Source organism: Rhodovulum sp. 12E13 (assembly GCF_003340565.1).
Lineage (GTDB): Bacteria > Pseudomonadota > Alphaproteobacteria > Rhodobacterales > Rhodobacteraceae > HLUCCA09.
Genome location: NZ_QPLK01000001.1, coordinates 280,400 through 304,906 on the forward strand (window position 1 = coordinate 280,400; position 24,507 = coordinate 304,906).

Consider the following 24,507-nt stretch of genomic DNA (forward strand, 5'->3'; position numbering starts at 1 on the left):
AACGGCCCGGCAAAGGGCCGCGGGACCGGAGAACGCCACTGCAGCAACAGGGATGACGACCATGACCAAGCGAGACTTCAATCCCCCCACCGCGATCACCCGCCGCCGCTTCGGCCAGCTTCTGGGCCTGTCCGGCGCCGCCCTCGCCCTGCCGTGGCGCGTCGAGGCGCAGGACGGCGTCGAGACGCTCGTCTTCGCGCTGCCGGGCCTCGTCGGCAATTTCGAGCCGCATACATGGGTCGGCTTCGGCGATACGGTGCACGTGATGGACACCGCCGCCCGTGGCCTGACCCACATGAACTTCACCGATCCCCTGCCGCAGCCCGCCATCGCCGAAGGCTGGACGATCTCGGACGACGGGCGCACCTACGATTTCCGCATCCGCGAGGGGCTGACGTTCCACGACGGCACGGCGATCGACGCGGCGGCGGTGCTGCGCACCTTCCGCAGGATGATCGACGAGGACGACCCCACCCGGCCGGAGCTGTCCTTCGCGCTCGACAACCTCGGCGGCGACAACGTCACGGGCTTCGAGGCGCCCGACGCGATGACCTTCCGCATCACCCTCGCCAAGCCCGACGCGGCGATCCTCGGGCGCCTGTCGCGGCCCGACATGGTGATCGTCTCGCCCGCCGCGCTCGAGGAATACGGGCAGGAGATCGGGCTCAACTTCGTCTCCTGCGGCCCCTACCGCATCGTCGACGTCACGCCGAACGAGCGCGTCGTGCTCGAGGCGTTCGACAACTTCTACAAGGGCCGGCCCGAGATCGGGCGGGTCGTCATGCAGGTGATCCCCGAGGCGGTGGCGCAGATGACCTCGCTCGCCTCGGGCGACCTGAACGTGACCAACCTGATCCCGCATTCCAACATCGACCGGCTGGAGGGGATGGAGCAGATCCGCATCGAGCAGTCGGCCGCCTTCATCTCGGCCATGCTGGCGATGAACTGCGAGGCGGGCGTGCTCTCGGACATCCGCGTGCGGCAGGCGATCAACAAGGCGATCGACCGCGAGGCGGTGGTGGCCGAGGCCTTCTTCGGCAAGGCCGAGATCCCGGGCTACGTCACGCCGGCCGCCGAGCAGGGCTACGCGCCCGAGCACCAGCGGTTTTCCGAGTACGACCCCGAGGGCGCCCGTGCCCTGCTGGAAGAGGCCGGCGCGACGGGGGCGGAGCTGTCGCTCATCTCCGAGAACAGCGGGTTCTGGCCGCGGCTCGGGCAGGTGGTGGAGCGCAGCCTCAACGAGGTGGGGCTGAACGTGACGACCGAGTATCTCGACGGCGGCACCTTCAACGGCCGGCTGTTCGACAAGACGGCGCACGAGCTGGCCTTCCTGCAGCGCTCGGCCTTCTTCCCCGATCCCGACGGGCGGTTCTCGCCGCTCTTCGCTTCCGGCACGGCCGGGGCCGACGACATCACCGCCCAGAGCGGCCTGCCCGCGCAGGCACGGCTCGACGAGCTGATCGCGCAGGCCAACGCCGAGAGCGACCCCGAGGCGCGCGGCCAGCTCTACGTCGAGATCAACAACTACATGGCCGAAGAGATCATGCCGATCGCGGCGGTCGTGAACACCTTCCTGCCGGTGGCGGTGAGCGAGAACGTGGCAGGCGTCAACGCCAACGCGCTCGGCACCTACCGGACGTTCCTCGAGGACGCCACCTTCACCAGCTGACGCATCTCCGGCCGGGCATCGCGTGCCCGGCCGGGCTTTACCGGAGGCGCCATGGCCGACACCGCAGGACAGAAGCTCGCGGCACGGGCCGGGGCGGGGCTGCGCCTTTCGCCCGGCGCGGCGCTCACCGCGCTGCCCTGGATGGTGACGGCGCTTTTCGTGCTCGCCGCGCTTCTCGCGCCGTGGCTCGCGCCCCATGACCCGGTCACGGGCCGGGCGGCGCCGATGCAGCAGATGTTCTCCGACGGGCACCTGCTGGGCACGGATGCGCTGGGCCGCGACACGCTCTCGCGTCTGCTCCACGGGTTGCGGCCCATGCTGGTGGTCTCGCTCGGCGCCGTGGCGCTGGCGCTCGCGGCGGGCGGCGCCTACGGCCTCGTCTCGGGCACCGCCGGCGGGCGGACGGACTGGGCGATGATGCGCGCCGTCGACATCCTGATGTCGTTCCCGCTGATCCTCGCCGCGATCCTCGTGCTCGCCGCGCTGGGGCCGTCGCTGCTGAACGTGACGCTGGCGGTCGCCGTCTCGCAGCTTCCCATCTTCGCCCGCCTCGCCCGGGCGCTCGCCGCCGGCGAGGCGGCGCGCGACTACGTGCTGGCCGCCCGTGCCGCGGGCTTTCCGGAGTGGCACGTCATGCTGCGCGAGGTGGCGCCCAACATCGCCCGGCCGCTTCTGGTGCAGGCGACCTCGGTGGTCGCGCTCGCCGCGCTGACGGCCGCGGCGCTCTCCTATCTGGGCCTCGGTGTGCGCCCGCCCGCGCCGGACCTGGGCTACATGGTGAAGGAGGGGCAGGAGCTGCTGTTCATCGCGCCCGAGCAGGCGCTGCTGCCGGGCCTGCTGATCGCCGTCTTCGCGCTGGCGGTGTCGTTCTGCGGCGACCAGCTGGCCGATGCCGAGCGGCGGGGAGGCGCGGCATGATCGCCGAGATCGCCCGTCGCCTCGCCTTTTTGCCGGTGACGCTCTTCGTGGTGGCGACGCTCGTCTTCCTCGCGCTGCGGGCGCTGCCCGGCTCGACGGTGGACATGCTCGCCTCGTCCTTCTCGACCGCCGGGCTGCGCGACCAGCTGATCGCCCAGCTCGGCCTCGATCAGCCGCTGTGGAAGCAATACCTGATCTACATGGGCGAACTCGTCCGCGGCGATCTCGGCCGCTCGTTCATCACGGGCCGCGACGTGGCGACGATGGTGGGCGAGACGCTGCCGGTGACGATCGAGCTCGCCGTGGCCTCGCTCGTGGTGATGATGGTCGTCGGCCTCGGCATGGGACTCGCCGCCGCCGCGCGGCCCGGCTCGCTGCTCGACGGGGCGCTGCGCTTCATCGCCATGGCGCTCTTCGCGCTGCCGTGGTTCTGGTTCGGCATCCTGATGATCGTGGTCTTTTCGCTCTGGCTGGGCTGGCTGCCGGCCTTCGGGCGGCTGCCCTCGTCGGTCACCTACGAGCCGGTGACGAACTTCGTGCTCATCGACGCGATTCTGACGGGCCGGCCCGATCTGATCGGGCCGTGGCTGGCGCACCTGACGCTGCCGGCGCTGACCGTGGGGCTGACCACCGCCGGCATGCTGATGCGGCTGGCCCGCGCCGGCGTGATCGAGACGGGGCGCCTCGACTTCGTGCGCACGGCGCGGATGAAGGGGGTGGCGCCGGGGCGCGTGTTCTTCCGCCACGTGCTGCGCAATGCCGCGCTCGGCATCCTCACCGTCATCGGCCTGCAATTCGGGGCGATGCTGGGCGGCTCGGTCGTGGCCGAGGTGGTCTTCGGCTATCCCGGCATCGGGCGCATGATGGTCGATGCCGTGCTCACGCGCGACTACGCCGTGGCGCAGGGCGCGGCGCTGGTGCTCGCCGTGCTCTACGTGCTGGTGAACCTCGTGACCGACCTGGCCTATCGCTGGGCCGATCCGCGCCTGCGGCGGGAGCCGGGCCGATGACCGCGGCGCTTCTCGAGGTGGACGGGCTGTCGGTCGCCTTCGGCCCGCAGGGGGCGCGGCTGCCGGCCGTCGAAGGCGTATCGTTCTCCGTCGCGCCGGGCGAGATCGTGGCGCTCGTGGGAGAGTCCGGCTCGGGCAAGTCGGCCACCGCCATGGCGCTGGCGCGGCTGAACGAGGGGCCGGGCACGGCGCTCTCGGGGCGTGTGACGCTGTCGGGGCGCGACGTGCTCGGCATGGATGGTGCGGCCCTGCGCGACCTGCGCGGCCGGGGTATCGCCATGGTCTTTCAGGACGCGGCGGCCTCGCTCAACCCCTGCGAGACGGTGGGCGACCAGATCGCCGAGTCGATCGTCGTGCATGGGCGGGGTGGCTGGCGCGCGGCGCGGGCGCGGGCGGTGGAGCTTCTGGCCGAGGTCGGCCTGCCCGAGCCCGCGCGCCGGGCCGGCCTCTACCCGCACGAGCTGTCAGGCGGGCAGCGGCAGCGGGCGATGATCGCGCTGGCGCTCGCCTGCGACCCGGCGCTGCTGATCGCCGACGAGCCCACGACCGCGCTCGACGTGACGATCCAGGCGCAGATCCTCGCCCTGCTCAAGCGCCTCGTGGCTGCCCGCGACATGGGGCTCTTGCTCATCACCCACGACCTCGGCGTGGTGGCCGGCATGGCCGACCGCGTGCTCGTGATCTATGCCGGCCGGATCGTCGAGGGCGCGCCGGTCGAGGCGCTCTTCGCCGCCCCGCGCCATCCCTACACGCGCGACCTGATCGACGCCGCCGCGGCCGAGCCCGACGCTGCCGGCCGCCTCGCCGCCATCCCCGGTGCGCCGCCCCGGCTCGACGCGCGACCGGCGGGCTGCGCCTATGCCCCGCGCTGCCGCCGCGCGACCGAGCGATGCCGCGCCGAGCATCCGCCGCTCGCGGCCCTGGGCGGCGGCCTCGCCGCGTGCTTCCACCCGGTGCCCGGGCCGGGGGAGGCCAAGCGATGAACGCGCCGCTGCTCACGCTCGACGGCCTGTCGGTGCGCTACCGGGTGCGCCACGGGTTCGGGCACCGCGAGGTCGCCGCGCTGCGGCCCACCAGCCTCGAGGTCCGCCGCAGCGAGACGCTGGCGGTGGTGGGCGAGAGCGGCTCGGGCAAGACCACGCTCGGCCGCGCGATGCTGCGGCTGGTCGAGCCCTCGGCGGGCCGCATCCTGCACGAGGGCGCCGACCTGATGACGCTTTCCGCACGTCGGATGCGCCGGCTGCGCCCGCGTTTCCAGATGGTGTTTCAGGACCCCTACACCTCGCTCAACCCGCGTCACCGCATCGGTACGATCCTGGGCGACGTGCTGGGCCATGTGGGCGTGCCGCGGTCCGAGCGCGCGGAGCGCGCCGCCGCCCTGCTGGCCGACGTGGGCCTCGACCGGGATGCGCTCGATCGCTTCCCCGCGGCCTTCTCCGGCGGGCAGCGGCAGCGCATCGCCATCGCGCGCGCCCTCGCCGCCGGGCCGGAGCTGGTGGTGGCCGACGAGCCGATCTCGGCGCTCGACGTCTCGATCCAGGCGCAGATCGTCAACCTTCTGGTCGAGCTCAAGCGCGAGCGGGGGCTGACGCTCGTCTTCATCTCGCACGACCTCGACATGGTCGCCGCCATCGCCGACCGGATCGCGGTGATGTATTTCGGCGAGGTGGTGGAGATCGGCGCGGCGGCCACGCTCGCCGCCGCGCCCGCCCACCCCTACACGGCGATGCTGCTCGCCAGCCAGCCGCGGCCCGACGTGGCCTCGGCCCGGGCCACCATCGACGCCGCCGGCGAGCGCCCTGCGGCCGACCTGCCGAGCCAGCTCGACCCGCCCGCGGGCTGCCCCTTCCGCAGCCGCTGCCCGCGCGCGCTCGACCGCTGCGCCACCGAGCCGCCCGCGCTCACAGCCACCGGCCGCGGCGGGCTGGCCGCCTGCCACAACCCGGTGCCCGCCGCACAACCCCACCTGCAGAAAGGAGCCGTCCGCGCATGATCATCGACGCCTACAACAACATCTGGCAGGCCGGTCAGAACTCCGACTACCTGACCGCCGAGACCTACTCCGTCGAGATGATGCTGAAGGACATGGACGCCGCCGGCGTCGACATGGCCGTGGGCTGCTCGCTCGGCCAGATGATCGACAACGACTACACCGCGAGCGTCGGCAGGAAGTATCCCGACCGGATCATCCCCTTCGGCCAGGTCAACGCCCGCGACGCCGACGCCGCAGACCGGATCCGCCGCGACCACGACGCGCACGGCTTCAAGGGGCTGAAGCTGCACCCGGTGCTGCACGGCTATCACATCGTCGATCACGGCCTGCTCGACCCGATCTACGAGGCCTGCGCCGAGCGCGGCATGATGGTGCTGTTCAACGCGCTCGACGACGCCTTCATCCACCCCCTCGGGATCGAGGAGATCGCGAAGCACCACCCAACCGTGCCGACGCTGATCGCGCACATGGGCACCGTCTGGAACGTGGGCGAGGCGATCCTCGTGGCCAAGCGCACGCCCAACATCTATCTCGAGACGTCCTCGACCCAGCTCATCGAGGTGCGCATGGCCTACCGCGACCTGGGGCCCGAGAAGATCATCATGGGCACCGACTGGCCGGGCAGCGACTTCGAGATGGAACGGCTGAAGATCGCCAAGTCGGTCGAGGACCCCGAGCACCGCGCGATGATCGAGGGCGGCAACCTCGCCCGCCTGCTCGGGCTGTGAGCGAGCCGGTCGGCGCCGCCGCGCTCTGGCCCCGCCCCTGGGCCGGGCCGCCCGAGCCGGGCGGGGCGCTGCTGGTCGAGGCGGGCCGCGTGGCGGCGGTCGAGGCGCGGCCGCCTGCGGGCGACCTGTTGCTCGTTCCCGGCCTCGTGAACGCGCACGACCACGGCCGGGGCCTTTTGCCCCTGGCAGCGGGCGCCCCCGACGGGCCCCTGGAGGCGTGGCTGTGGGACCTGTGGCGCACGCCGGCGACCGACCCCTACCTGACCGCGCTCGTGGCCTTCGGGCGGATGGCGCTGTCGGGCGTGACCACGGTCGTGCACAACCACCTGCCGCAGTCGCCCGACCTTGTGACCGAAGCGCAGGCGGTGGCGCGGGCGGCGCGCGATGTGGGGCTGCGGCTGGCCTTCGTCGCGCCCGTGCTCGACCGCAACCTTGCCGGATACGACGGCGGCGCGGCGGTCGAGGCCGCGCTCGCGGCGCCGGACTGGCAGGCGATCCGCGCCGCGCAGGCCCAGCCGCCGGTGGCCGAGCAGATCGCGCTGGTACGCGAGGCGGCACGGGCGATCGACGGGCCGGGCATCGTCACCCAGTTCGGCCCGCCGGGGCCCCAATGGCTGTCGCAAGACGGCTGGCAGGCGGTGGGCGAAGCGGCGGCCGGGGGCTGGCGCAGCCATGTCCACCTGCTGGAGACGCGCCTGCAGCGCGACTGGCTCGACGCCGAATGCCCCGAAGGCGCCCCCGCCTTCTTCGAACGGGCGGGCCTGCTGAACGACCGGCTGACCGTGGCCCACGGTGTCTTCCTGCGCCCGGGCGAGATCGCGGCCTTCGCCGAAGCAGGGGCGACGCTCGCGCTCAACACCAGCTCCAACCTGCGCCTCGCCTCCGGGGTGGCCGACGGCGCGGCGCTGGCGGCGAACGACCTGCGCCTCGGCGTCGGGCTCGACGGGATGGCGCTCGACGACGACGCGGACATGCTGCGCGAGGTGCGGCTGACGGCCATGCTGCTCGGCCCGCGCCGCTTCGACACGCCCGGCCTGTCGCGCGAGGCGGTGCTGCGCGCGGCCTTCTCGGACGGGCGGGTGGCGTTCGACGGCGCCGCCGCGCCGGGGCTCGTCGCGGGCGCGGAGGCCGACATGGTCGGCCTGTCGCTCTCTGCCCTCGCCGGCGACCGGGTGGACGACGCGCCGGAGACGCTCGCCGCGCTCGCGCTCGGCCGGTGGCGCCGCGAGGCGGTGCGCGAGGTGCGGGTCGCCGGCCGCCGCATCGTCGCCGACGGGCGGCTGACAGCGGTGGACCTGCCGGCCGCCGAGGCGGAGCTGACCGCGCAGGCCCGCGCTGCCCGCGCCGAGGCGCCGCCGCCGGGCTGGATCGCGCAGGCGCGGGCGGCGCGCGTGCGGGCCGCCACAAGGGGGCTCTGATGCGGGGCGTCGTGCCGATCCGCGACGGCAGCTTCGCGTTCGACCCGCGCCTGATGCCGGGCGTGCGCGCCGCCCCGGGCGAGGCCGCGCGCCTGCTGGGCGCCGGGGCGCTGCCCGAGACGGTCGAGGTGCCGGTCTGGTGCTACCTGATCGAGACGGAGGACGGCCCCGGCCTGGTCGATACCGGCGGCGGCGCGCTGATGGGGGCGGGCTTCGGCGCGCTGGCCGGGCGGCTGGCCGCGCTTGGCGTCTCTCCGCGTGACATCCGCACCGTCTGGCTCACGCACCTGCACGGCGACCATTGCGGCGGGCTGCTCGACTCCGACGGCGCGGCGGCGTTCCCAGAGGCGCGCATCGCGCTGGCAGAGGCCGAGGCCGCCTTCTGGCTCGACGCCGCGCCGCCCGCGCCCCTGCGCCCCATCGCCGAGGACGCCCGCCGCGCCCTCGCCCCCTATGCCGGCCGCGTCGACCGGGTGCGCGAGGGCGACCGCGTCGGGCCTGCGGTCGCGCAGGCGGCCCACGGCCATACCGCCGGCCATACCGCCTGGGTGTTCGAGGAGCACGACGCGCTCGCGGCGGGCGACATCTTCCATGTCCCGGCCCTGCAACTCGCGCGGCCCGACTGGTCGACCGACTGGGACCACGACGCCGCCGCCGCCACGCGCGCCCGGCAGGACCTGACGCGCCGCGCCGCCGGGCGGGGCTGGACGCTGCTGACGGGCCACGGCGGCCCGCGCGCCCCCCGCCCCGAGGGATGGGCGCCCAACGAGACGGAGTGACCGATGACCCCCGAGACCTTCGCACGCGCGGGCGACGGCCTGCTCTGCCGGATCGGCAGCGAGACGCTGACGCTTACCGCCCTGGGCGACGGCGCCATCCGCGTTCGCGCCACCCGAAACCGCGCCTTCGACGACGACCTGCCCAGCGGCCTGCTCGACCCGGCCCCCGAGGCCACGGGCGCCGCGGTGGAGATCGACGGCGACACCGCCACCCTCACCAACGGCCGCCTGCGCGCCGTCGCGCGGCGCATGCCGCGGGGGCTGCACCCCACCGTGGAGCTCTCCTTCACCGACACGGTGACGGGCGAGGTGCTGCTGGAGGAAGAGATGCCGCACATCCTCTTCCCCGACACCCGCCACTACGCCGCCGAGGAGGGCCCGCTCTGGCGGATCGAGACGTGCTTCGCCGCCCATGAGGGCGAACGGTTCTACGGGCTCGGCCAGCACCAGCACGGCCGGCTCGACCAGAAGGGCTGCGTGATCGACCTGGTGCAGATGAACACCGAGGTGGTGATCCCCTTCCTCGTGTCGTCGCGCGGCTACGGGCTGATCTGGAACGCCCCCGGCACCGGCCGGGTGGAACTTGCCGCGAACCGCACCCGCTGGGTGCTCGATGCCGCGCCGCAGCTCGATTACGTCGTGCTCGCCGGGCCCGCGCCGGCCGACATCCTGCGCCGCTACGCCGATCTCACCGGGCACCCGCCGATGATGCCCGACTGGGCGATGGGCTTCTGGCAGTGCAGGCTGCGCTACGCCACGCAAGCCGAGGTGCTGGAAGTCGCCCGCGAACACAGGCGCCGCGGCCACCCGATCGACGTGATCGTGATCGACTTCTTCAACTGGACGAAGGGCGGCGAGTGGAGGATCGACCCCGACGCCTTCCCCGACCCGGCGGGCATGGTGCGCGAGCTGGAGGAGATGGGCATCACGCCGATGATCTCGGTCTGGCCCGCGGTGAACGCGAACGCCGAGACGTTCGCCGAGATGCGCGATTCGGGCTTCCTGATCGAGCACCGGCGGGGGGTGCAGGCCTCGTCGGTCTTTCTCGACGCACATTCGGAGGGGCGCGTGCCGCTGTCCTTCTACGACGCCACCAACCCCGAGGCGCGCGCCTATCACTGGGCACGGGTGCGCGAGGGCTACGCCCGCCACGGCTTCCGCGCCTTCTGGCTCGACGCGAACGAGCCCGAGGTCTACCCGACCCATCCCGACAACATGCGCTACCATGCCGGCGCGGGCCGGGCCGTCTACAACGCCTATCCCGCGCTCCACCAGCAGGGCTATGCCGAACACATGGCGGCGGACGGCATCGCGGACGGTTTGATGCTGTCGCGCTCGGCCTGGCTCGGCTCGCAGCGCCATCCGGTCGTCGTGTGGTCGGGCGACGTGCACTCCACCTTCGCCGATCTCGCCCGCCAGATCCGGGCAGGGCTCAACATGGCGATGTCGGGCATCCCCTGGTGGACGACCGACATCGGCGGCTTCAAGGGCGGCGACATCCGCGACCCGGCCTTCCACGAGCTGCTGATCCGCTGGTTCCAGTTCGGCGTGTTCTGCCCGGTCTTCCGCCTGCACGGCTTCCGGCAGGATTCGGAGGGCGACCCCCGGCTGGGGCGCGATTTCCTCGCCGGGGGCGCGGCCAACGAGCTCTGGTCCTTCGGTCCGGAGGTCGAGGGCCACCTGGCGGCCTGCCTGCACCTGCGCGAGCGCCTGCGCCCCTACATCCGCGACCAGATGCGCCGCGCCCACGAGACGGGTCTGCCGCCGATGCGGCCGATGCTCGTCGATTTCCCCGGCGACCGGCAGGCCGCCGATATCGACGACCAGTTCATGTTTGGCGACGCCATGCTCGTTGCGCCGATCCTCGAACACGGCGCCAGAAGCAGGGCCGTCTATCTGCCGTCGGGTGCCGAGTGGCGCAACCTGCACGACCGCTCCGTTCATGCCGGGGGAACGCGGCCGGTCGTGCGGGCGCCGATAGAATTCACGCCGGTGTTCGTCCGCGACGACGTCGCCTTTCCGTGGGAGTCTTGAGCTACTCCGTTGCCGCTCGCCCCGCGCCACTCGAAGTCGTAAGCTCCGCGCACGCTGGCGCAAAGGGTCCAGGCTAAGGACCCATTGATGGGGGTCTAAGCTTCTGAGTCACCGCTCGAAAAGCGTGCGGTGACATGAGCAATCTCTTCTGGCTGAAGGCGTGGCGCCTGGTGTCACGATAGCGGCTTGCGCGTGAGCGCGCGAGCCGACTCAGTACCGTGTCGATCGAGACGAGCGTGTCGCCGGAAAGATCATTCATGGCGGCCACTCAGCTATGCCGGGAGGACGTCGGATCGTTCATGGGGGCGCGGAAGCGCTCTTTCGGCCCTTTACTGGATCCGTCGGGCTTCTAGGCCCGCCAACGATTTGTCACCCCGTTGCCACCCCAGCCGGACCGGACAGGGATCAGCACGGGGAGTCCGAACTACATAGGAGGAACACATCGTTCGACATCAAGGGAATGCATGGTAGCGGAGGAGGGACTTGAACCCCCGACACGCGGATTATGATTCCGCTGCTCTAACCAACTGAGCTACTCCGCCACGAGCCACGGCCGATTACGGAAGGCCGCCGGCCCCGTCAAGAGCCTTCGCATGACCGAGCCGGACATGGATGTGCGCGGCGCCGCGCCCCTCGAGACCCTGCTCCGCGACGCCTGGCAGCGCCTGTGCCGCGGCGTGACCGACAGGCGCGCGCCCGCCCGTCACCCGGTGCTGGCCACGCAGGCCATGGGCGGTGGCGGCGAGGCCCGCACCGTCGTGCTGCGCGCGGCATCGCCCTCGGCGGGCCGTGTGGAGATCCATACCGACGCGTTGTCGGCGAAGGTCTGCGAACTCGAGGCCGAGCCCCGCGCGACCCTGCTGGTCTGGGACGACAAGGCGCGGCTGCAGATCCGCCTGCGGGTGACGGCACGTCTTGTCCATGCCGACGCGGAGGCCTGGGCGCGGGTGCCACAGGCGGCACGGGGCGCCTACGGGGGCGATCCGCCCCCCGGGCGGCCTATCGCTGCGCCCGAGGCGCACGCGCCGGGCGCCGCGCGGGAGAGGTTTACCCGGCTCGTCTGCACGATCGACGAGATCGAGCTTCTCCATCTCGGTGCCGAGCGCCACCGGCGGGCGGTCTACCGGCGGGCGGACGGCTGGGCGGGCGCCTTGCGGGCTCCGTGACGCTTCGGCCTCTCAGGCACTGAACAGCGGGAACGATACCCCGATCGCCCAGGCCAGCACCAGGCCGAGACCGAGGCCCGAGGCGAGCGGGCCGGAGCGGCGGCCGACCCAGCCACCCATCGTGCCGAAGACGAGGAAGAACAGAAGGATCACCGGCAGGATCAGAACGAGGAAGAACAGGCCCTCGAAATCGAGCGCCACCGCCAGCCCGAACGACACGAAGACCGCCGTGCGCACCGCGAGCCGCCGCAAGAGGGGCGCCCGCCCGCCCGCCGTCGCCAGCGCGTCGCCCAGCATGAAGGGCACGGCGCCGAGCGCCACCGCGCCGACGATGGCCCACCGCCCGGCATGGGGCACGAAGCTCGCCCCGAACGTGTCGAGCGCCAGCCCGAACACCCCGATGCCGTAGGCCGCGAGCGCTGCCGCCGGCCAGACCGGCCCCGACGGCAGGCGGTAGCCCGCCCACCACAACACGGCGATCTGCAACAGGCCGTAGAGCCCGAGATGCAGCGCAAGGTAGTCCGCGACCAGCACCGGCAGGAACGCTGGATCCACCGGCCAGAGCATCAGCGGCGCCGCCACGGCCGGCACCCCGAAGCCCGGCCCCAGCGCCCGCCACCCCGGCGGCTCGGCGGTCACGCGACGGGGCAGCAGCACGAATAGCGGCCACGAGAGCCCCACGATCCCGGCCATCAGCAGCGCCACCCAGGGGCCGCGCTGCGCGACCGGCCCGCTCGACTCGCGCCCGAACGTCGCGTCGAGCCAGGCCCGCACCTCGCGCAGCGTCGTCTCGGAGTAGAGGACGCCCACGTGTTCCACGTGGGGCGCCACGACGGCGCGCCGCACAACGTCGCCCGACCGCGCGGTCTCGCCCTCGCCCGCGCCCGGCTCGACCTCCGCCATCGCGTCGAGCGCGGCTTCGCGAAGGTGCGGCTCCCATTGGCCGGTGACCATCAGGAGGCGGTCGGGGAACTCCGCCGTCACCGCCTCGGAATACATCGAGACCGCGGCGATGGCGTCGACGTCGTCGCGCTCCGCGGCCGTGCGCACCAGCACGTCGGTCGCCATCGAGTGGCCGACGAGCGCGAGGCCGCCGCCCGCCTGCGGCAGTTCCAGACCGCGCTCGATGACCCGCGTCGCCTCGTCGACGAGCAGCTGCGTCGTGCCCTCGACCACGGACACGTCGCCCGACATCGGCACCGGGTTCCGTCCGTGGCCGAGCAGGTCGTAGGACAGAGCGGCATAGCCGGCATCGGCCAGCGTCAGCGCGAAGGATTGCATGAACTGCCGCGACCCGGCGAAACCGTGGGCGATGACGACCAGGGGCGCGCCCTCGATCCCCGGCTCGTGGTAGAGGGTCGCGGGCGTCTGCCCGATCGTCAGGTGGCTGCGCGCGATCCCCGCCCCCTCGCGCCACAGCATCGCGAGCGCGAGCAGGATCGCCGCGCCCGAGACCGCGGCCACCACCGCCCGTGCCAGGCCGCCCCGGAAGGCGCGGCGCACCCGCCCTGCTGCGATCTGTCCCGCGCTCATCGCTTGTCCTCTCTCTGCCTCTCTGGTCTCTGCCCCGGGCGGAGAGATAGGCCCCGAGGCGCAGAATGCACACACCCGTCCCCCTGACCCGCGACCTCGTGCTGATCGGCGGCGGCCATGCCCATGCCCTCGTCCTGCGCCGCTGGGGGATGCGGCCGCTGCCCGGCGCGCGGCTGACGGTGATCAACCCCGCGCCGACCGCCCCCTACACCGGCATGCTGCCGGGCCATGTCGCCGGTCACTACCCGCGCGAGGCGCTCGAGATCGACCTCGTGCGCCTCGCGCGGTTCGCCGGCGCCCGGCTGGTGCTCGGCGCGGCCGAGGGGATCGACCGCGCGGCAAGGGTGGTGCATGTCCCGGGCCGCCCGCCGATCCGCTACGACGTGGTGTCGCTCGACGTCGGCATCACCTCCGACATGCCGTCGCTGCCGGGTTTCCCAGAGCACGGCGTCGCCGCCAAGCCGCTCGGCCCCTTCGCCACGCGGTGGCAGGCGTTCTGCGCGCGCGTCCGCGAGGGGGGCACCCCGCCCGAGATCGCCGTGATCGGCGCGGGCGTCGGCGGGGTGGAGCTGGCGCTCGCGATGCACCACCGCCTGAAGACGCTCGGCGCCGCGCCCCGCATCGCAGTTGTCGAGGCGGGCGACGCCCTGCCCGGCCTCGCCCCTGCCACCCGCCGCGTGCTGTTCGAACGTCTGCGCCGCGCCGACATCCGGCTGATCGAGCACGACGCGGCCACCGAAGTGACGGCCGAGGCGCTGCGCACCGCCTCGGGTCGCACGCTGCCCGCCGCGCTGGCCGTGGGGACGGCGGGCGCGACGCCCCATCCGTGGCTCGCAGAGCTCGGCCTGTCTCACCGGAACGGCTTCCTCACCGTCGACCGCTACCTGCGCTCGGTCGACGACCCCGCCATCTATGCCAGCGGCGACTGCGCCCATCTCTCCCACGCGCCCCGGCCCAAGGCCGGCGTCTATGCCGTGCGCGCCGCGCCGGTCCTCGCCCGTAACCTGCGCGCCGACCTCGCCGGCGGCCTGCGCCGCCCGTTCCACCCTCAACGCGACTATCTCAAGCTGATCTCGCTGGGGCGGAAGGAGGCGGTCGCCGACCGCTCCGGCCTGACGCTGTCGGGCGACTGGCTCTGGCGGTGGAAGGACAGGATCGACCGCCGCTTCATGGAGGGGCTCGACCGCCTGCCGCCGATGCCCCGCACACCCCTTCCCGCCGAGCGCGCCCGCGGCGCGGGCGAGGCGGCGGGCCGCCAGCCGCCCTGCGCCGGGTGCGGCGCGAAGGTGGGCAGCGGGGCGCTGGCCGCCGCGCTCGCCCGCCTGCCTGCGCCGGCACGCGCCGACGTGGCCTCGGCGCCCGGCGACGACGCGGCGATCCTGCGCCACGGCACGGGCTGGCAGGTCGTCACCACTGACCACCTGCGCGCCTTCACCGAGGATCCCGTCACTCTCGCCCGCATCGCCGCCATCCACGCCCTGGGCGACGTCTGGGCGATGGGCGCCATGCCGCAGGCGGCAACGGCTACGGTGATCCTCCCGCGCATGACCCCCGCTATGGCCGAGGCGACGCTGGCCGAACTGCTCGAGCCCGCCTCGCAGGCCTTCCGGGCCGAGGGGGCGGAGCTCGTCGGCGGGCACACCAGCCTCGGCGACGAGCTGACGCTCGGCTTCACCGTGACGGGCCTGACCGACACGCCCCCCCTCACCCTCGCCGGGGCGCAGCCCGGCGACGCGCTGATCCTGACCAAGCCGCTCGGCTCGGGCACCCTGCTCGCCGCCGAGATGCGGCTCAGGGCGCGCGGGGAGCACGTCGCCGCCGCCCTCGCGGCGATGGCCCGCCCGCAGGGCAACGCCGCACGCCTCCTCGCGCCCCACGCCCGCGCGATGACCGACGTGACCGGCTTCGGCCTCGCCGGCCACCTGTGGAACATCTGCGCGGCCGCGGGCACGGGCGCCCGGCTCGACCTCGGCGCCCTGCCGCTGATGCCGGGCGCCGAGACGTTGGCCGCCTCTGGCATCCGCTCGACCCTCTGGCCCGAGAACCGCGCCGCCCTCGCGGGCCGCATCGCGGGTGATGACGAAAGCCCCCGCGCCGCGCTCCTGTTCGACCCTCAGACCGCCGGCGGCCTCCTCGCCGCCGTCGCGGAGCAAGAGGCCGACCGCCTCGTGACCGCGCTGTGCGCGCACGGCCACGACGCTGCACGCATCGGCACGCTCACCGACGCCGCCCCCGGCCTGCACCTCGCCCAAAGCTCCGCATGACCCCGCTCCCGCGTGCGCGGCGCCGGCTCCCGTCGCCCCGCTGAGCGCGCCGGCACCGCCCGCGCGCGCCTGCCGGCTTCTTTCTGTCGCAAATACGCACGGCCCGACGGCGCCGCTGCGCGGACGGCCGGCACGAGGGCGCCGAGCCGGCGTCACCCCCCGGCGCCGCCCTCGATCCGGCCGATCAGCGCCTCGACCTGCGGCCCCATCGCCGCGACGATCCGGGCGACCCCCTGCGCATTGGGGTGAATGCCGTCGGGCTGCATGAGCTCGGGGAGCGTCGCCCCCGCATCCTGCGCCTGCCTGAGCGCGGCGAGCATGTCGGGATAGAGCAGCGCGCCGAACCGCTCGGCAAGGTCGGAATAGATCGCCTCGAAGTCGCGCTTGTAGTCCGGCCCGTAATTGCCCGGCGCCTCCAGCCCGGCCAGCAGCACCTCGACGCCCGCGCCCTCGGCCGCCTCGAGGATGCCCGTCAGGTTCTCGCGCGCCACCTCGGGGGCGATGCCGCGCAACAGGTCGTTGCCGCCCAGCGCGACGATCATCCCGTCGACCTCGTCGGTCAGCGTCCAGCCGACGCGCGAGAGGCCGCCGGCCGTCGTGTCGCCCGACACGCCGGCGTTGACCAGCCGCACGTCGTGGCCGCGCGCCTCGAGCCACGCCTCGAGCGTCGGCACCAGCCCCTGCTCCTGCGGCAGGCCATACCCCTGGGTCAGGCTGTCGCCCAGCGCGGCGATCACCACCTCGTCGGCGGCCGCCGCACCGGCGGCGAGCACGAGGGCGAGCGCCATCGCCGCCTTGCGAGCCGCGCGCCCCGCGCCATATGCCTCGTGACGCAACCCCCGGAAGGACCGTCCGATGCCAGCCGAGACCACGGCCCCCATCCTCGCGCTCAACGAGGCGCGCCTCACGCTCATGGGCAATGCCGGCCCGGTGGAGATCCTCAAGGGGATCACCGCACGCATCGGGCGGGGCGAGACGGTGGGCATGGTGGGCCCCAGCGGGTCGGGCAAGTCTTCTCTCCTCATGCTGATGGGCGGGCTCGAGCGCGCCACGGGCGGCACGGTCACCGCCCTCGGCCACGACCTGACGGCGATGGGCGAGGATGCGCTGGCCCGCTTCCGCCGCGAGCATATGGGCGTGGTCTTCCAGTCTTTCCACCTGATCCCGACCATGACGGCGCTGGAAAACGTGGCCACGCCGCTGGAACTGGCCGGCCACGCCGACGCCTTCGAGCGTGCGGAGGAGGAACTGGCCTCCGTCGGGCTGGGCAAGCGCATCGGCCACTACCCCGCCCAGCTGTCGGGCGGCGAGCAGCAGCGCGTGGCGCTCGCCCGCGCCGCCGCGCCGCGGCCGCACATCCTGCTGGCCGACGAACCGACCGGCAATCTCGACGCCAGCAACGGCGGCGCGATCATGGATCTGCTATTCGGCCTGCGCGACCGGCACGGGGCGACGCTGGTGCTCGTGACCCACGCGCCCGACCTTGCCGCCCGCTGCGACCGGGTGCTGCATCTCGAGGACGGGCGGCTTCTCGACGGCGAACAGGCCCGGAGCGCCGCGGAATGAGCGCGGCCCTGCGCCCCGCCCTGAGGATCGCCCGGCGCGAGCTGCGCGGCGGTCTGCGCGGCTTTCGCGTGTTCCTGCTGTGCCTCGCGCTCGGCGTGGCGGCCATCGCCGCCGTCGGCTCGGTGCGCGAGGCGATCGAGCGGGGGCTGGAGCGCGAGGGCGCGATCCTGCTCGGCGGCGATGCGGAGCTGTCGTTCACCTACCGCTTCGCCTCCGATGGCGAGCTGTCATGGATGCAGCGCGTGTCCGAGCGCGTCTCGGAGATCGCCGATTTCCGCTCGATGCTGGTGGTCGAGCGCGGCGGCGAGACCGAGCGCGGCCTGACCCAGGTCAAGGCGGTCGACGCCGCCTGGCCCCTCTACGGCACGGCCGAGCTCGACCCGCCCATGCCGTTGCCCGACGCGCTGGCCGGCGGCGGCGGCCTGCCCGGCGCCGTCATCGCCCCGGCGCTGGCCGACCGCCTCGCCCTCGCCCCCGGCGACACGTTCCGCCTCGGCACGCAGGAATTCGTGCTGTCGGCCCTGCTGACGCGAGAGCCCGACGACGCGGGCGACGGCTTCGGCCTCGGCCCCCGGACGCTGGTGCTGAAGGAGGCGCTCGCCGATTCCTCCCTTCTGGAACCGGGCACGCTGTTCGACTCGCGCTACCGCCTCGCCCTGCCAGAGGGCGCCGACCTCGCCGCGCTGGAGGAAGAGGCGACCGCGCGGTTCCGCGACACCGGCATGCGCTGGCGCGACGCGCGCAACGGGGCGCCGGGCGTGGCGCAGTTCGTGGACCGCCTCTCGGCCTTCCTCGTGCTTGTCGGGCTGGCGGGTCTTGCCGTGGGGGGCGTCGGCGTCTCGGCGGCGGTGCGCAGCTACATCGACGGCAAGACCGAGGTGATCGCCACGCTCAAGACGCTCGGCGCGGAATCGCGCACGATCTTCGCCGCCTACTTCCTGCAGATCGGCGCGCTCGCCGCGCTCGGCATCGCGCTCGGCCTCGCCCTCGGCGCCGCGCTGCCGCTGGCCTTCGCGCCGCTGATCGAGGCACGCCTGCCGGTGCCGGCCGAGTTCTCGGTCTATCCCGGCCCGCTCGCCGAGGCGGCGCTTTACGGCACGCTCACCGCCCTCGTCTTCACCCTCTGGCCGCTCGCCCGCACGGAGGAGGTGCGCGCCGCGACCCTCTTCCGCGATGCGGTCGGCGGCTCGCGCCGCCTGCCGCGGCCCGCCTACCTCGCCGCCACTGCCGCCCTGCTGGCGGCGCTCGTCGGTGCCGCCGCCTTGCTCTCGGGCGCGGTGGAATTGACGCTCTACGCCGCGGGCGGCATCGCCGGCTCGCTCGCCCTGCTCGCGCTCGCAGCCGCCGCCATCGGCGCTCTCTCGCGCCGCCTGGCGCGGGCGCGGATGGTGCGCGGGCGCACCGCGCTCCGACTCGCCCTCGGCGCCGTGGGGGGGCCGGGCGGCGCCACAGCGTCGGTCGTTTTGTCGCTCGGCCTCGGCCTGACGGTGCTCGCCACCATCGGCCAGATCGAATCGAACCTGCGCAGCGCCATCGCCCGCGACCTGCCCGAGGTCGCGCCCTCCTACTTCTTCGTCGACATCCAGCCGGGCCAGATCGACGGCTTCCTCGCCCGCGTCGAGGGCGACCCCGCCGTCTCGCGCACCGACACGGCGCCGATGCTGCGCGGCGTCATCACGCGGATCGACGGGCAGCCCGCCCGCGAGGTGGCGGGCGATCACTGGGTGCTCGAGGGCGACCGCGGCGTGACCTATTCCGCCCGGCCCTCGGCGCGCACCGAGATCACCGAGGGCGCATGGTGGCCGGAGGGCTACGACGGGCCGCCGCAGGTCAGCTTCGCCGCCGAGGAGGCCGCGGAACTGGGCCTCGAGATCGGCGACGAGATCACGGTCAACATCCTCGGCCGCGATATCGCGGCGACGGTCACCTCGTTCCGCGTGGTCGACTTCTCCAACGCCGGGATCGGTTTCATCCTGGCGATGAACCCCGCCGCCCTGCAGGGCGCCCCGCACACGTTCATCGCCACCGTCTATGCCGAGGAAGACGCCGAGGCCGCGATCCTGCGCGACGTGGCCGACGCCTACCCCAACGTCACCGCAATCCGCATCCGCGACGCGATCGACCGGGTGTCGGAGGTGCTCTCCGGCATCGCCGCGGCGATCACCTGGGGCGCGGCGGCGACGCTGGCCACCGGCCTCGTCGTGCTTGTCGGCACCGCCGCGGCGGGGCAGAAGGCGCGCATCTTCGAGGCCGCCGTGCTCAAGACGGTGGGCGCGGTACGCGGGCAGGTGCTGGCCTACCTCGCCATCCGCTCCGCCCTGCTCGGCGCGGCGGCGGGGGCCGTCGCGATCCTCGCCGGGGGGCTCGGAGGCTGGGGGGTGACGACCTTCATCATGGAGACGTCCTACGCCTTCGAGCCTGTCTCGGCGCTGGCCATCGTGCTGGGCGGCATGCTCGCAACCCTGCTCGCCGGCCTCGCCTTCGCGTGGGCGCCGCTGGCCGCCCGCCCCGCCCGCATCCTCCGCGCGCGGGAATAGCGTCGCCGCCCCGACCGTCAGCGGCCCCTGATCTGGACGGTAAAGTTGCGGGCCGCGCCCGCAGGTGGCGCCGGGAACGGCGCTGCCCTGCGGACCACGACAAGCGCAGCCCGGTCGAGGGTGGCGGAGCCCGGCCTGCCCGACAGGCTCGCCCCCGCCATCGCCTCGCAGCCGGCGATGCGGAACGTCACCCGCGCCGCGCCGCGCGCCGCGACGTCGGCGCGGCGGACCCGACCGACATGGCGCATCACGAGTCCGGGACAGGTCGAGGCCGCGGCGTTGCGCGACGTCGCGGCACCGTCGGTCGGGCGGTTCGCACCTCGGGCGCTTCCGCCTCGCGACGGCCCGTGTCGGGTAAGCGTGACGGGGCGGCCCTATGCGGCGAGGGTTGACGGCTGTCCTGTGGGACCGCTGCGCGATGATAGTAGGTGGCGCCTCGACGGTACAGTCGGGTGTGGCCGGGAGTCTTCTTCAGGGCCTCCACTGAAACACCTCAGCGTAACAGTCCCTGAAGATCATCCACCGAAATCAGCAAGCTACTGATCTTCCAGCCTTAGAGGTGGGGATGGTGGAGCCAAGGGGAGTCGAACCCCTGACCTCCTGCATGCCATGCAGGCGCTCTCCCAACTGAGCTATGGCCCCATATCAGCGGATAGGTCGCACCATCCGCCTGCAGCGTGCGCGGTGTGTAGGGGGCCGGTCGCGCGAGTTCAAGCGAAAAACGAGCGACGACATTCGGCCGCCCGCTTGTGCCCGATGACCATTTGATCGTGGGTCGTGACAGACCTGCCTGGCGTTGATCGCGGCCAGCCGGCGCACCTTCTTGGCGTTGACCACAAAGCCGCGGTGACGGAGTTCAGCGCCGACGCGGCGATAGCCGTAGCCCTCGAAGGCGTCGGTGATGGCGCGGATCTCCGCGATGATCTCCTCGTCGCGGGGCTTGCCCTCGAGCTCGGCATAGTAGCTGGATCGCGCGACGCCCATCAGTTCGCATCCCCGCCGGACCGAGAGGCCGCGGGGCCGCTGGTCACGGATGTAGGCGCGCTTTTCCGCGAGGGTCCGGAGCGCACAGCCCCCTTTAGAAAACCGATCTCCAGCGCCTGGCGGCCGACCAGCCGCTCGAGCGCCGCGATCCGGGCCTCATAGGCGGTGAGCATCTCGGCGGCCGCGCCGTCCTCGTCGAGGGCGCCGGCCTCGGCCTTCTCGACCCAGATCCGGATCAGGTTCCTCGACAGGTCATGGCGGCGAGCGAGGGCGTGGAGGGTCTCGCCGGCGTGATACTCGGCGACGACCTGGCGCTTGAAGTCGGCGCGCCGCAAGCGGCCTGCGGTGGCGTCTCGGCATGGGCTTTCTTCCTTGGAAAGCCCGGCCCCGGTCAATTCCGGCCTACCCGATCTGTCCAACCGCAGGGGCGCACTCCACGATTACTCCAGAAAGGGTATCCACTGGCGCCACAGGTGTCCGGCCGTTCAGCTTACCCTGTGCGAGGTCTTTCTTGACCTTCTTGGTCCACGCCTTCGCAGCCTTTTCGGTGCTGAAGGTCTGAGCCGCGCTGAAAACAGTCTTGCCGGCCTTCTTTTTCCGGACCTGTGCTGTGAAGCGGGTCGTGCCGTCGGCCCGCTTGCGGACAAGGATTGTGCCCATGGTCGTCCCCTTGCTTGGTTGCATTCGGGACGTCGGATCGGCGCGAACCGCCCGGAAACGCGGCTAACGCACGGTCATCGTCAACCGTACTCGCCTGGTCCTCACAGCCAACAAGGCCCCCGTCGGTCGGGTGTGCGATGCGTTTGCGGAGCGTCCGCCTCGGGACTACATCTCCGAGTGCGGGACTACATTTGTAGCCCCGGAGGGACGAACCGCCCTCTATCGCCGCGAAAATCGCGGAACCGCCGCGCCGAGCAGACCGGGGAAGTGCTTTGGTTTCAACAAGTTCCAGCATGGACGCCGCAGCGCGCCTCTCCGTCGCCCCGATGATGGACTGGACGGACAGGCATTGCCGGGCCTTCCACCGGACGCTGTCGCGACGGACGCTTCTCTATACCGAGATGGTCACGGCGGCGGCTCTGGTGCGCGGGGGGGCGCGTCACCTGATCGCCTTCGGCGAGGCGGAGCAGCCGGTGGCACTTCAGCTCGGTGGGGCGGACCCGGGCGAGCTGGCGCAGGCCGCCCGCATGGCCGAACAGGAAGGGTATCGAGAGGTCAACCTCAATGTCGGCTGCCCGTCGGACCGGGTGCAGTCGGGCTGCTTCGGCGCCGTTCTCATGGAGCGCCCCGCGCTCGTGGCCGAATGCGTTGCGGCGATGAGGGCCGCCACGACCCTGCCTGTCACGGTCAAGTGCCGCATCGGCGTCGACGCGCAGGAGCCTGCGGACATCCTGCCGGATTTCCTCTGCCAGATCCGTGCGGCGGGTGTGCGTCGGGTGACGATCCATGCGCGCAAGGCATGGCTGCAGGGCCTTTCGCCCAAGGAGAACCGCGATGTGCCGCCGCTCGACTATCCACTCGTCCATGCGATGAAGCGCGCCTTTCCCGATCTGCACGTCTCGATCAACGGGGGGATCGACAGCCTCGACGCGACGCTGGCGCAGCTCGCGCCGGGCGACGACGGGGTGTCGCTCGACGGCGCGATGATCGGGCGGGCGGCCTATCAGCGCCCGGCCGACATCCTGCTGCGGGCCGATTCCCGCGTCTTCGGCGCCGATGACCCGCTCGACGCGCCGGAGGACGCGGTGGAGGCGATGCGCCCCTACATAGCCGCCGAGCTCGGCGCGGGGCAGCGGCTGCACGCGATCACCCGGCACATGCTGGGGCTGTTCTCCGGGCGGCCCGGCGCGCGGGGCTGGCGACGGGTGCTGAGCGAGGGGGCCACGCGGCCCGGCGCGGGCCTGGAGGTGCTCGACGCGGCGCTTGCCGAGGTCATGGCCGCAGGCGCCGCCCGCGAGGCGGCGGAATGAGCCGGTGACGCCGGACGCGGCGGCGCGGGCGCTGGCGGCAGAGGGTGTCGTCGTCTTCGAGCCCGATCCGCGCACGGCACGCTGGGCGGCGGCGGCATGGGAGGCGGCCGGCCCGCTGATGGCCGAGGCGCAGCGGAGCGGCGGCCTGCGCTGCGGCGGGACGTGGCTCGCCGGAGTCGACCTGTTGCCCAACGCGGCGGACGGCTCGGTGGCGGGCGTGCCGCTCGCGGGGGCCTCTGTCGAGGCGGTGGTGGCGCTCGGCCTCGCGCCCGCCGCATGGCACGCGGCGCAGGTCTCGGTGACATGGCCCGGCTATCCGCGCCCCGACGCGGCAGAGAGCGCCGGCGCCGCGCGCTACCGGCGGCAGCGTGACGCCGCCCATGTCGACGGTCTGTTGCCGGAGGGCCCGGAGCGGCGGCGCCATCTGCGCGAGCCGCATGCCTTCATCCTCGGCCTGCCGCTGACCGAGAGCCACGCGGACGCAGCGCCGCTCGTGATCTGGCCCGGCAGCCACCGCCTGATCGGCCGCGCGCTGGCCGCGGCGCGTGCGGCGGGGCCTTCCGGTCCCGCGGGCGACATCGACCTGACCGATGCCTACACCGCAGCCCGGCGCGCGGCATTCGACCTCTGCCCGCGGGTGCCGCTGCCGCTCCGGCCCGGCCAGGCGGTGCTGCTGCACCGGCACCTGTTGCACGGCATCGCGCCATGGGCCGCGCCGCCGGCGCCAGAGGGCCGCGGGGTGGCCTATTTCCGGCCCGAGCTTGCCGAACCGGAGGCGTGGTTCGGCGACTGAAGTGCGGTGGCCGCCCCGCCTGTGCTCAGGCGGCCATGTCGAGCACGATGCGGCCCGTGACCGTGCCGTCCTTCAGCCCGCCCATGATCGCGTTGATGTTCTCCAGCCGGTCGAGGGCGTAATGGGCGGCCACCGCACCCTCGCCCGCGAGGGCGAGCGCCTCGGTGAGGTCGTTGCGGGTGCCGACGATCGAGCCGCGGATCGTCAGGCGCTTGAGCACCACCTCGAAGATCGGCAGCGGAAAGCCGCCGGGCGGCAGGCCGACGAGCGCCATCGTGCCGCCGCGCCGCAGCATCCCCACCGCCTGCGCGAAGGCGGCGTTGGAGACCGCCGTCACCAGAACGCCGTGAACACCGCCGACGGCCTGCGTCACCTCGGCCACCGGGTCGGCCTCGGCGGCGTTCACCGTCATGTCGGCGCCGAGGCTCTTGGCCAGCGCAAGCTTGTCGGCGCCCACGTCGACGGCGACGACGTGCATTCCCATCGCCTTGGCATATTGCACCGCCATGTGGCCGAGACCGCCGATGCCCGAGACCGCGACCCACTGGCCCGGTTTCACCTCTGTTTCCTTCAGGCCCTTGTAGACGGTCACGCCCGCGCAAAGAACGGGGGCGGCGGGCGCGAAGTCGAGCCCCGCCGGCAGGTGGCCGACGTAATCGGGGTCGGCCAGCACGTAGTCGGCGAAGCCGCCGTTGACCGAGTAGCCGGTGTTCTGCTGGCTCTCGCAGAGCGTCTCCCACCCGCCGACGCAGTGCTGGCAGTGTCCGCAGGCGGTGTAGAGCCACGGCACCCCGATGCGGTCGCCCTCCCGGACATGGGTCACGCCCGCGCCCACGGCGGCGACATGCCCGACCCCCTCGTGGCCGGGGATGAAGGGGGGCGTGGGCTTGACCGGCCAGTCGCCGTCGGCGGCGTGCACGTCGGTGTGGCAGACGCCGGAGGCGGCGACCTTCATCAGGATCTGGCCGGGCCCCGGCTCCGGCCGGTCGACTTCGCGGATCTCGAGCGGCGCGCCCAGCCGGGTCACGACCGCCGCCTTCATCGTTCTGTCCATGGGCCTCTTCCGCGTGTTGTGTGGCGCAATCCCGTCCGGAGGATCAGCCGCGCGTCCGGTTCCGTCAACGGACCGGTGGTCGCGGGCCGGG

General features: G+C 73.1%; 22 protein-coding genes and 2 tRNA genes. 15 read left to right on the top strand and 9 right to left on the bottom strand.

Annotated features, from left to right (window positions below; translation table 11 throughout):
* Window positions 1-61: 61 nt before the first annotated feature.
* From DLJ49_RS01215 to DLJ49_RS01255, 9 genes are read left to right on the top strand one after another with little or no spacing between them, the layout of a single operon-like run.
* The gene (locus DLJ49_RS01215) at window positions 62-1,669 is read left to right on the top strand and encodes an ABC transporter substrate-binding protein (RefSeq protein WP_158547372.1); all 1,608 of its coding nucleotides are present in this window, start codon (window positions 62-64) and stop codon (window positions 1,667-1,669) included.
* A gap of 51 nt (window positions 1,670-1,720) precedes the next feature.
* Window positions 1,721-2,587 carry an ABC transporter permease gene (locus tag DLJ49_RS01220; protein ID WP_115391682.1) on the top strand — a complete coding sequence of 289 codons (867 nt, stop codon included), beginning with the start codon at window positions 1,721-1,723 and terminating at the stop codon, window positions 2,585-2,587.
* Window positions 2,584-3,597, top strand: a complete 1,014-nt coding sequence (locus DLJ49_RS01225; RefSeq protein ID WP_115391683.1) for an ABC transporter permease — start codon at window positions 2,584-2,586, stop codon at window positions 3,595-3,597. Before DLJ49_RS01220 ends, DLJ49_RS01225 begins: the two co-directional genes overlap by 4 nt.
* Window positions 3,594-4,580 carry an ABC transporter ATP-binding protein gene (locus DLJ49_RS01230; RefSeq protein WP_115391684.1) on the top strand — a complete coding sequence of 329 codons (987 nt, stop codon included), beginning with the start codon at window positions 3,594-3,596 and terminating at the stop codon, window positions 4,578-4,580. The genes DLJ49_RS01225 and DLJ49_RS01230 overlap by 4 nt, the downstream gene beginning before the upstream one ends.
* A complete protein-coding gene (locus DLJ49_RS01235) occupies window positions 4,577-5,590 on the top strand; it encodes an oligopeptide/dipeptide ABC transporter ATP-binding protein (RefSeq protein ID WP_115391685.1) in 1,014 nt (337 codons plus the stop codon). Before DLJ49_RS01230 ends, DLJ49_RS01235 begins: the two co-directional genes overlap by 4 nt.
* Window positions 5,587-6,318 carry an amidohydrolase family protein gene (locus DLJ49_RS01240; RefSeq protein ID WP_115391686.1) on the top strand — a complete coding sequence of 244 codons (732 nt, stop codon included), beginning with the start codon at window positions 5,587-5,589 and terminating at the stop codon, window positions 6,316-6,318. Before DLJ49_RS01235 ends, DLJ49_RS01240 begins: the two co-directional genes overlap by 4 nt.
* A complete protein-coding gene (locus tag DLJ49_RS01245) occupies window positions 6,315-7,736 on the top strand; it encodes an amidohydrolase family protein (RefSeq protein ID WP_115391687.1) in 1,422 nt (473 codons plus the stop codon). Before DLJ49_RS01240 ends, DLJ49_RS01245 begins: the two co-directional genes overlap by 4 nt.
* Window positions 7,736-8,515 (top strand): MBL fold metallo-hydrolase, encoded by a 780-nt coding sequence (locus DLJ49_RS01250; RefSeq protein WP_115391688.1) that lies wholly within the window; start codon window positions 7,736-7,738, stop codon window positions 8,513-8,515. The genes DLJ49_RS01245 and DLJ49_RS01250 overlap by 1 nt, the downstream gene beginning before the upstream one ends.
* A 3-nt stretch (window positions 8,516-8,518) precedes the next feature.
* Window positions 8,519-10,549, top strand: coding sequence for a glycoside hydrolase family 31 protein (locus tag DLJ49_RS01255; RefSeq protein ID WP_115391689.1), 2,031 nt, complete (start codon window positions 8,519-8,521; stop codon window positions 10,547-10,549).
* A gap of 465 nt (window positions 10,550-11,014) precedes the next feature.
* Here the strand turns inward: DLJ49_RS01255 and DLJ49_RS01260 are convergent.
* Window positions 11,015-11,091: transfer RNA gene (locus tag DLJ49_RS01260), tRNA-Met, on the bottom strand.
* Window positions 11,092-11,142: 51 nt separating this feature from the next.
* Here DLJ49_RS01260 and DLJ49_RS01265 point away from each other — a divergent pair.
* Window positions 11,143-11,715, top strand: a complete 573-nt coding sequence (locus tag DLJ49_RS01265; RefSeq protein WP_233488590.1) for a PNPOx family protein — start codon at window positions 11,143-11,145, stop codon at window positions 11,713-11,715.
* 12 nt (window positions 11,716-11,727) lie between these two features.
* Here the strand turns inward: DLJ49_RS01265 and DLJ49_RS01270 are convergent, their stop codons facing one another.
* Window positions 11,728-13,248, bottom strand: a complete 1,521-nt coding sequence (locus tag DLJ49_RS01270) for an alpha/beta fold hydrolase (RefSeq protein ID WP_115391690.1) — start codon at window positions 13,246-13,248, stop codon at window positions 11,728-11,730.
* A gap of 65 nt (window positions 13,249-13,313) precedes the next feature.
* On the opposite strand from DLJ49_RS01270, the gene selD reads away from it, so the two are divergent.
* Window positions 13,314-15,512 carry a selenide, water dikinase SelD gene (gene selD / locus DLJ49_RS01275; RefSeq protein ID WP_115391691.1) on the top strand — a complete coding sequence of 733 codons (2,199 nt, stop codon included), beginning with the start codon at window positions 13,314-13,316 and terminating at the stop codon, window positions 15,510-15,512.
* Window positions 15,513-15,664: 152 nt separating this feature from the next.
* On the opposite strand, the gene DLJ49_RS01280 is transcribed toward selD, so the two are convergent.
* On the bottom strand, window positions 15,665-16,300 hold the full coding sequence (locus DLJ49_RS01280; protein WP_233488596.1) for an arylesterase: 636 nt from the start codon (window positions 16,298-16,300) through the stop codon (window positions 15,665-15,667).
* A 67-nt stretch (window positions 16,301-16,367) separates the two neighbouring features.
* Between DLJ49_RS01280 and DLJ49_RS01285 the strand changes: the two genes are divergently transcribed.
* Window positions 16,368-17,078, top strand: a complete 711-nt coding sequence (locus DLJ49_RS01285; protein WP_115391693.1) for an ABC transporter ATP-binding protein — start codon at window positions 16,368-16,370, stop codon at window positions 17,076-17,078.
* Window positions 17,075-19,615, top strand: coding sequence for an ABC transporter permease (locus DLJ49_RS01290; protein ID WP_115391694.1), 2,541 nt, complete (start codon window positions 17,075-17,077; stop codon window positions 19,613-19,615). Before DLJ49_RS01285 ends, DLJ49_RS01290 begins: the two co-directional genes overlap by 4 nt.
* Window positions 19,616-19,632: 17 nt before the next feature.
* Here DLJ49_RS01290 and DLJ49_RS01295 read toward each other — a convergent pair whose 3' ends face one another.
* The 5 genes from DLJ49_RS01295 to DLJ49_RS21405 all read right to left on the bottom strand — a co-directional run bounded on the left by DLJ49_RS01295 (window position 19,633) and on the right by DLJ49_RS21405 (window position 21,259).
* Entirely contained in the window at window positions 19,633-19,863 is a 231-nt protein-coding gene (locus tag DLJ49_RS01295) for a TonB family protein (protein ID WP_115391695.1), read from the bottom strand.
* Window positions 19,864-20,181: 318 nt separating this feature from the next.
* A tRNA-Ala gene (locus DLJ49_RS01305) sits at window positions 20,182-20,257 on the bottom strand.
* 3 nt (window positions 20,258-20,260) lie between these two features.
* Complete coding sequence (locus tag DLJ49_RS01310) at window positions 20,261-20,599, bottom strand: IS3 family transposase (protein WP_115391697.1); 339 nt, start codon at window positions 20,597-20,599, stop codon at window positions 20,261-20,263.
* Window positions 20,599-20,934 (bottom strand): transposase, encoded by a 336-nt coding sequence (locus tag DLJ49_RS01315; protein WP_115391698.1) that lies wholly within the window; start codon window positions 20,932-20,934, stop codon window positions 20,599-20,601. Before DLJ49_RS01315 ends, DLJ49_RS01310 begins: the two co-directional genes overlap by 1 nt.
* A gap of 67 nt (window positions 20,935-21,001) precedes the next feature.
* Window positions 21,002-21,259, bottom strand: a complete 258-nt coding sequence (locus DLJ49_RS21405) for a hypothetical protein (RefSeq protein ID WP_147277252.1) — start codon at window positions 21,257-21,259, stop codon at window positions 21,002-21,004.
* Between the two features lie 293 nt (window positions 21,260-21,552).
* Here DLJ49_RS21405 and dusA point away from each other — a divergent pair, with 293 nt between their 5' ends.
* A complete protein-coding gene (gene dusA / locus DLJ49_RS01320; protein WP_115391699.1) occupies window positions 21,553-22,569 on the top strand; it encodes a tRNA dihydrouridine(20/20a) synthase DusA in 1,017 nt (338 codons plus the stop codon).
* A gap of 4 nt (window positions 22,570-22,573) precedes the next feature.
* Window positions 22,574-23,362: a phytanoyl-CoA dioxygenase family protein gene (locus DLJ49_RS01325; RefSeq protein ID WP_233488598.1), complete on the top strand. Its 789-nt coding sequence runs from the start codon at window positions 22,574-22,576 to the stop codon at window positions 23,360-23,362.
* A 25-nt stretch (window positions 23,363-23,387) separates the two neighbouring features.
* On the opposite strand, the gene adhP is transcribed toward DLJ49_RS01325, so the two are convergent.
* Entirely contained in the window at window positions 23,388-24,416 is a 1,029-nt protein-coding gene (gene adhP, locus DLJ49_RS01330; RefSeq protein ID WP_115391700.1) for an alcohol dehydrogenase AdhP, read from the bottom strand.
* Window positions 24,417-24,507: the final 91 nt, after the last annotated feature.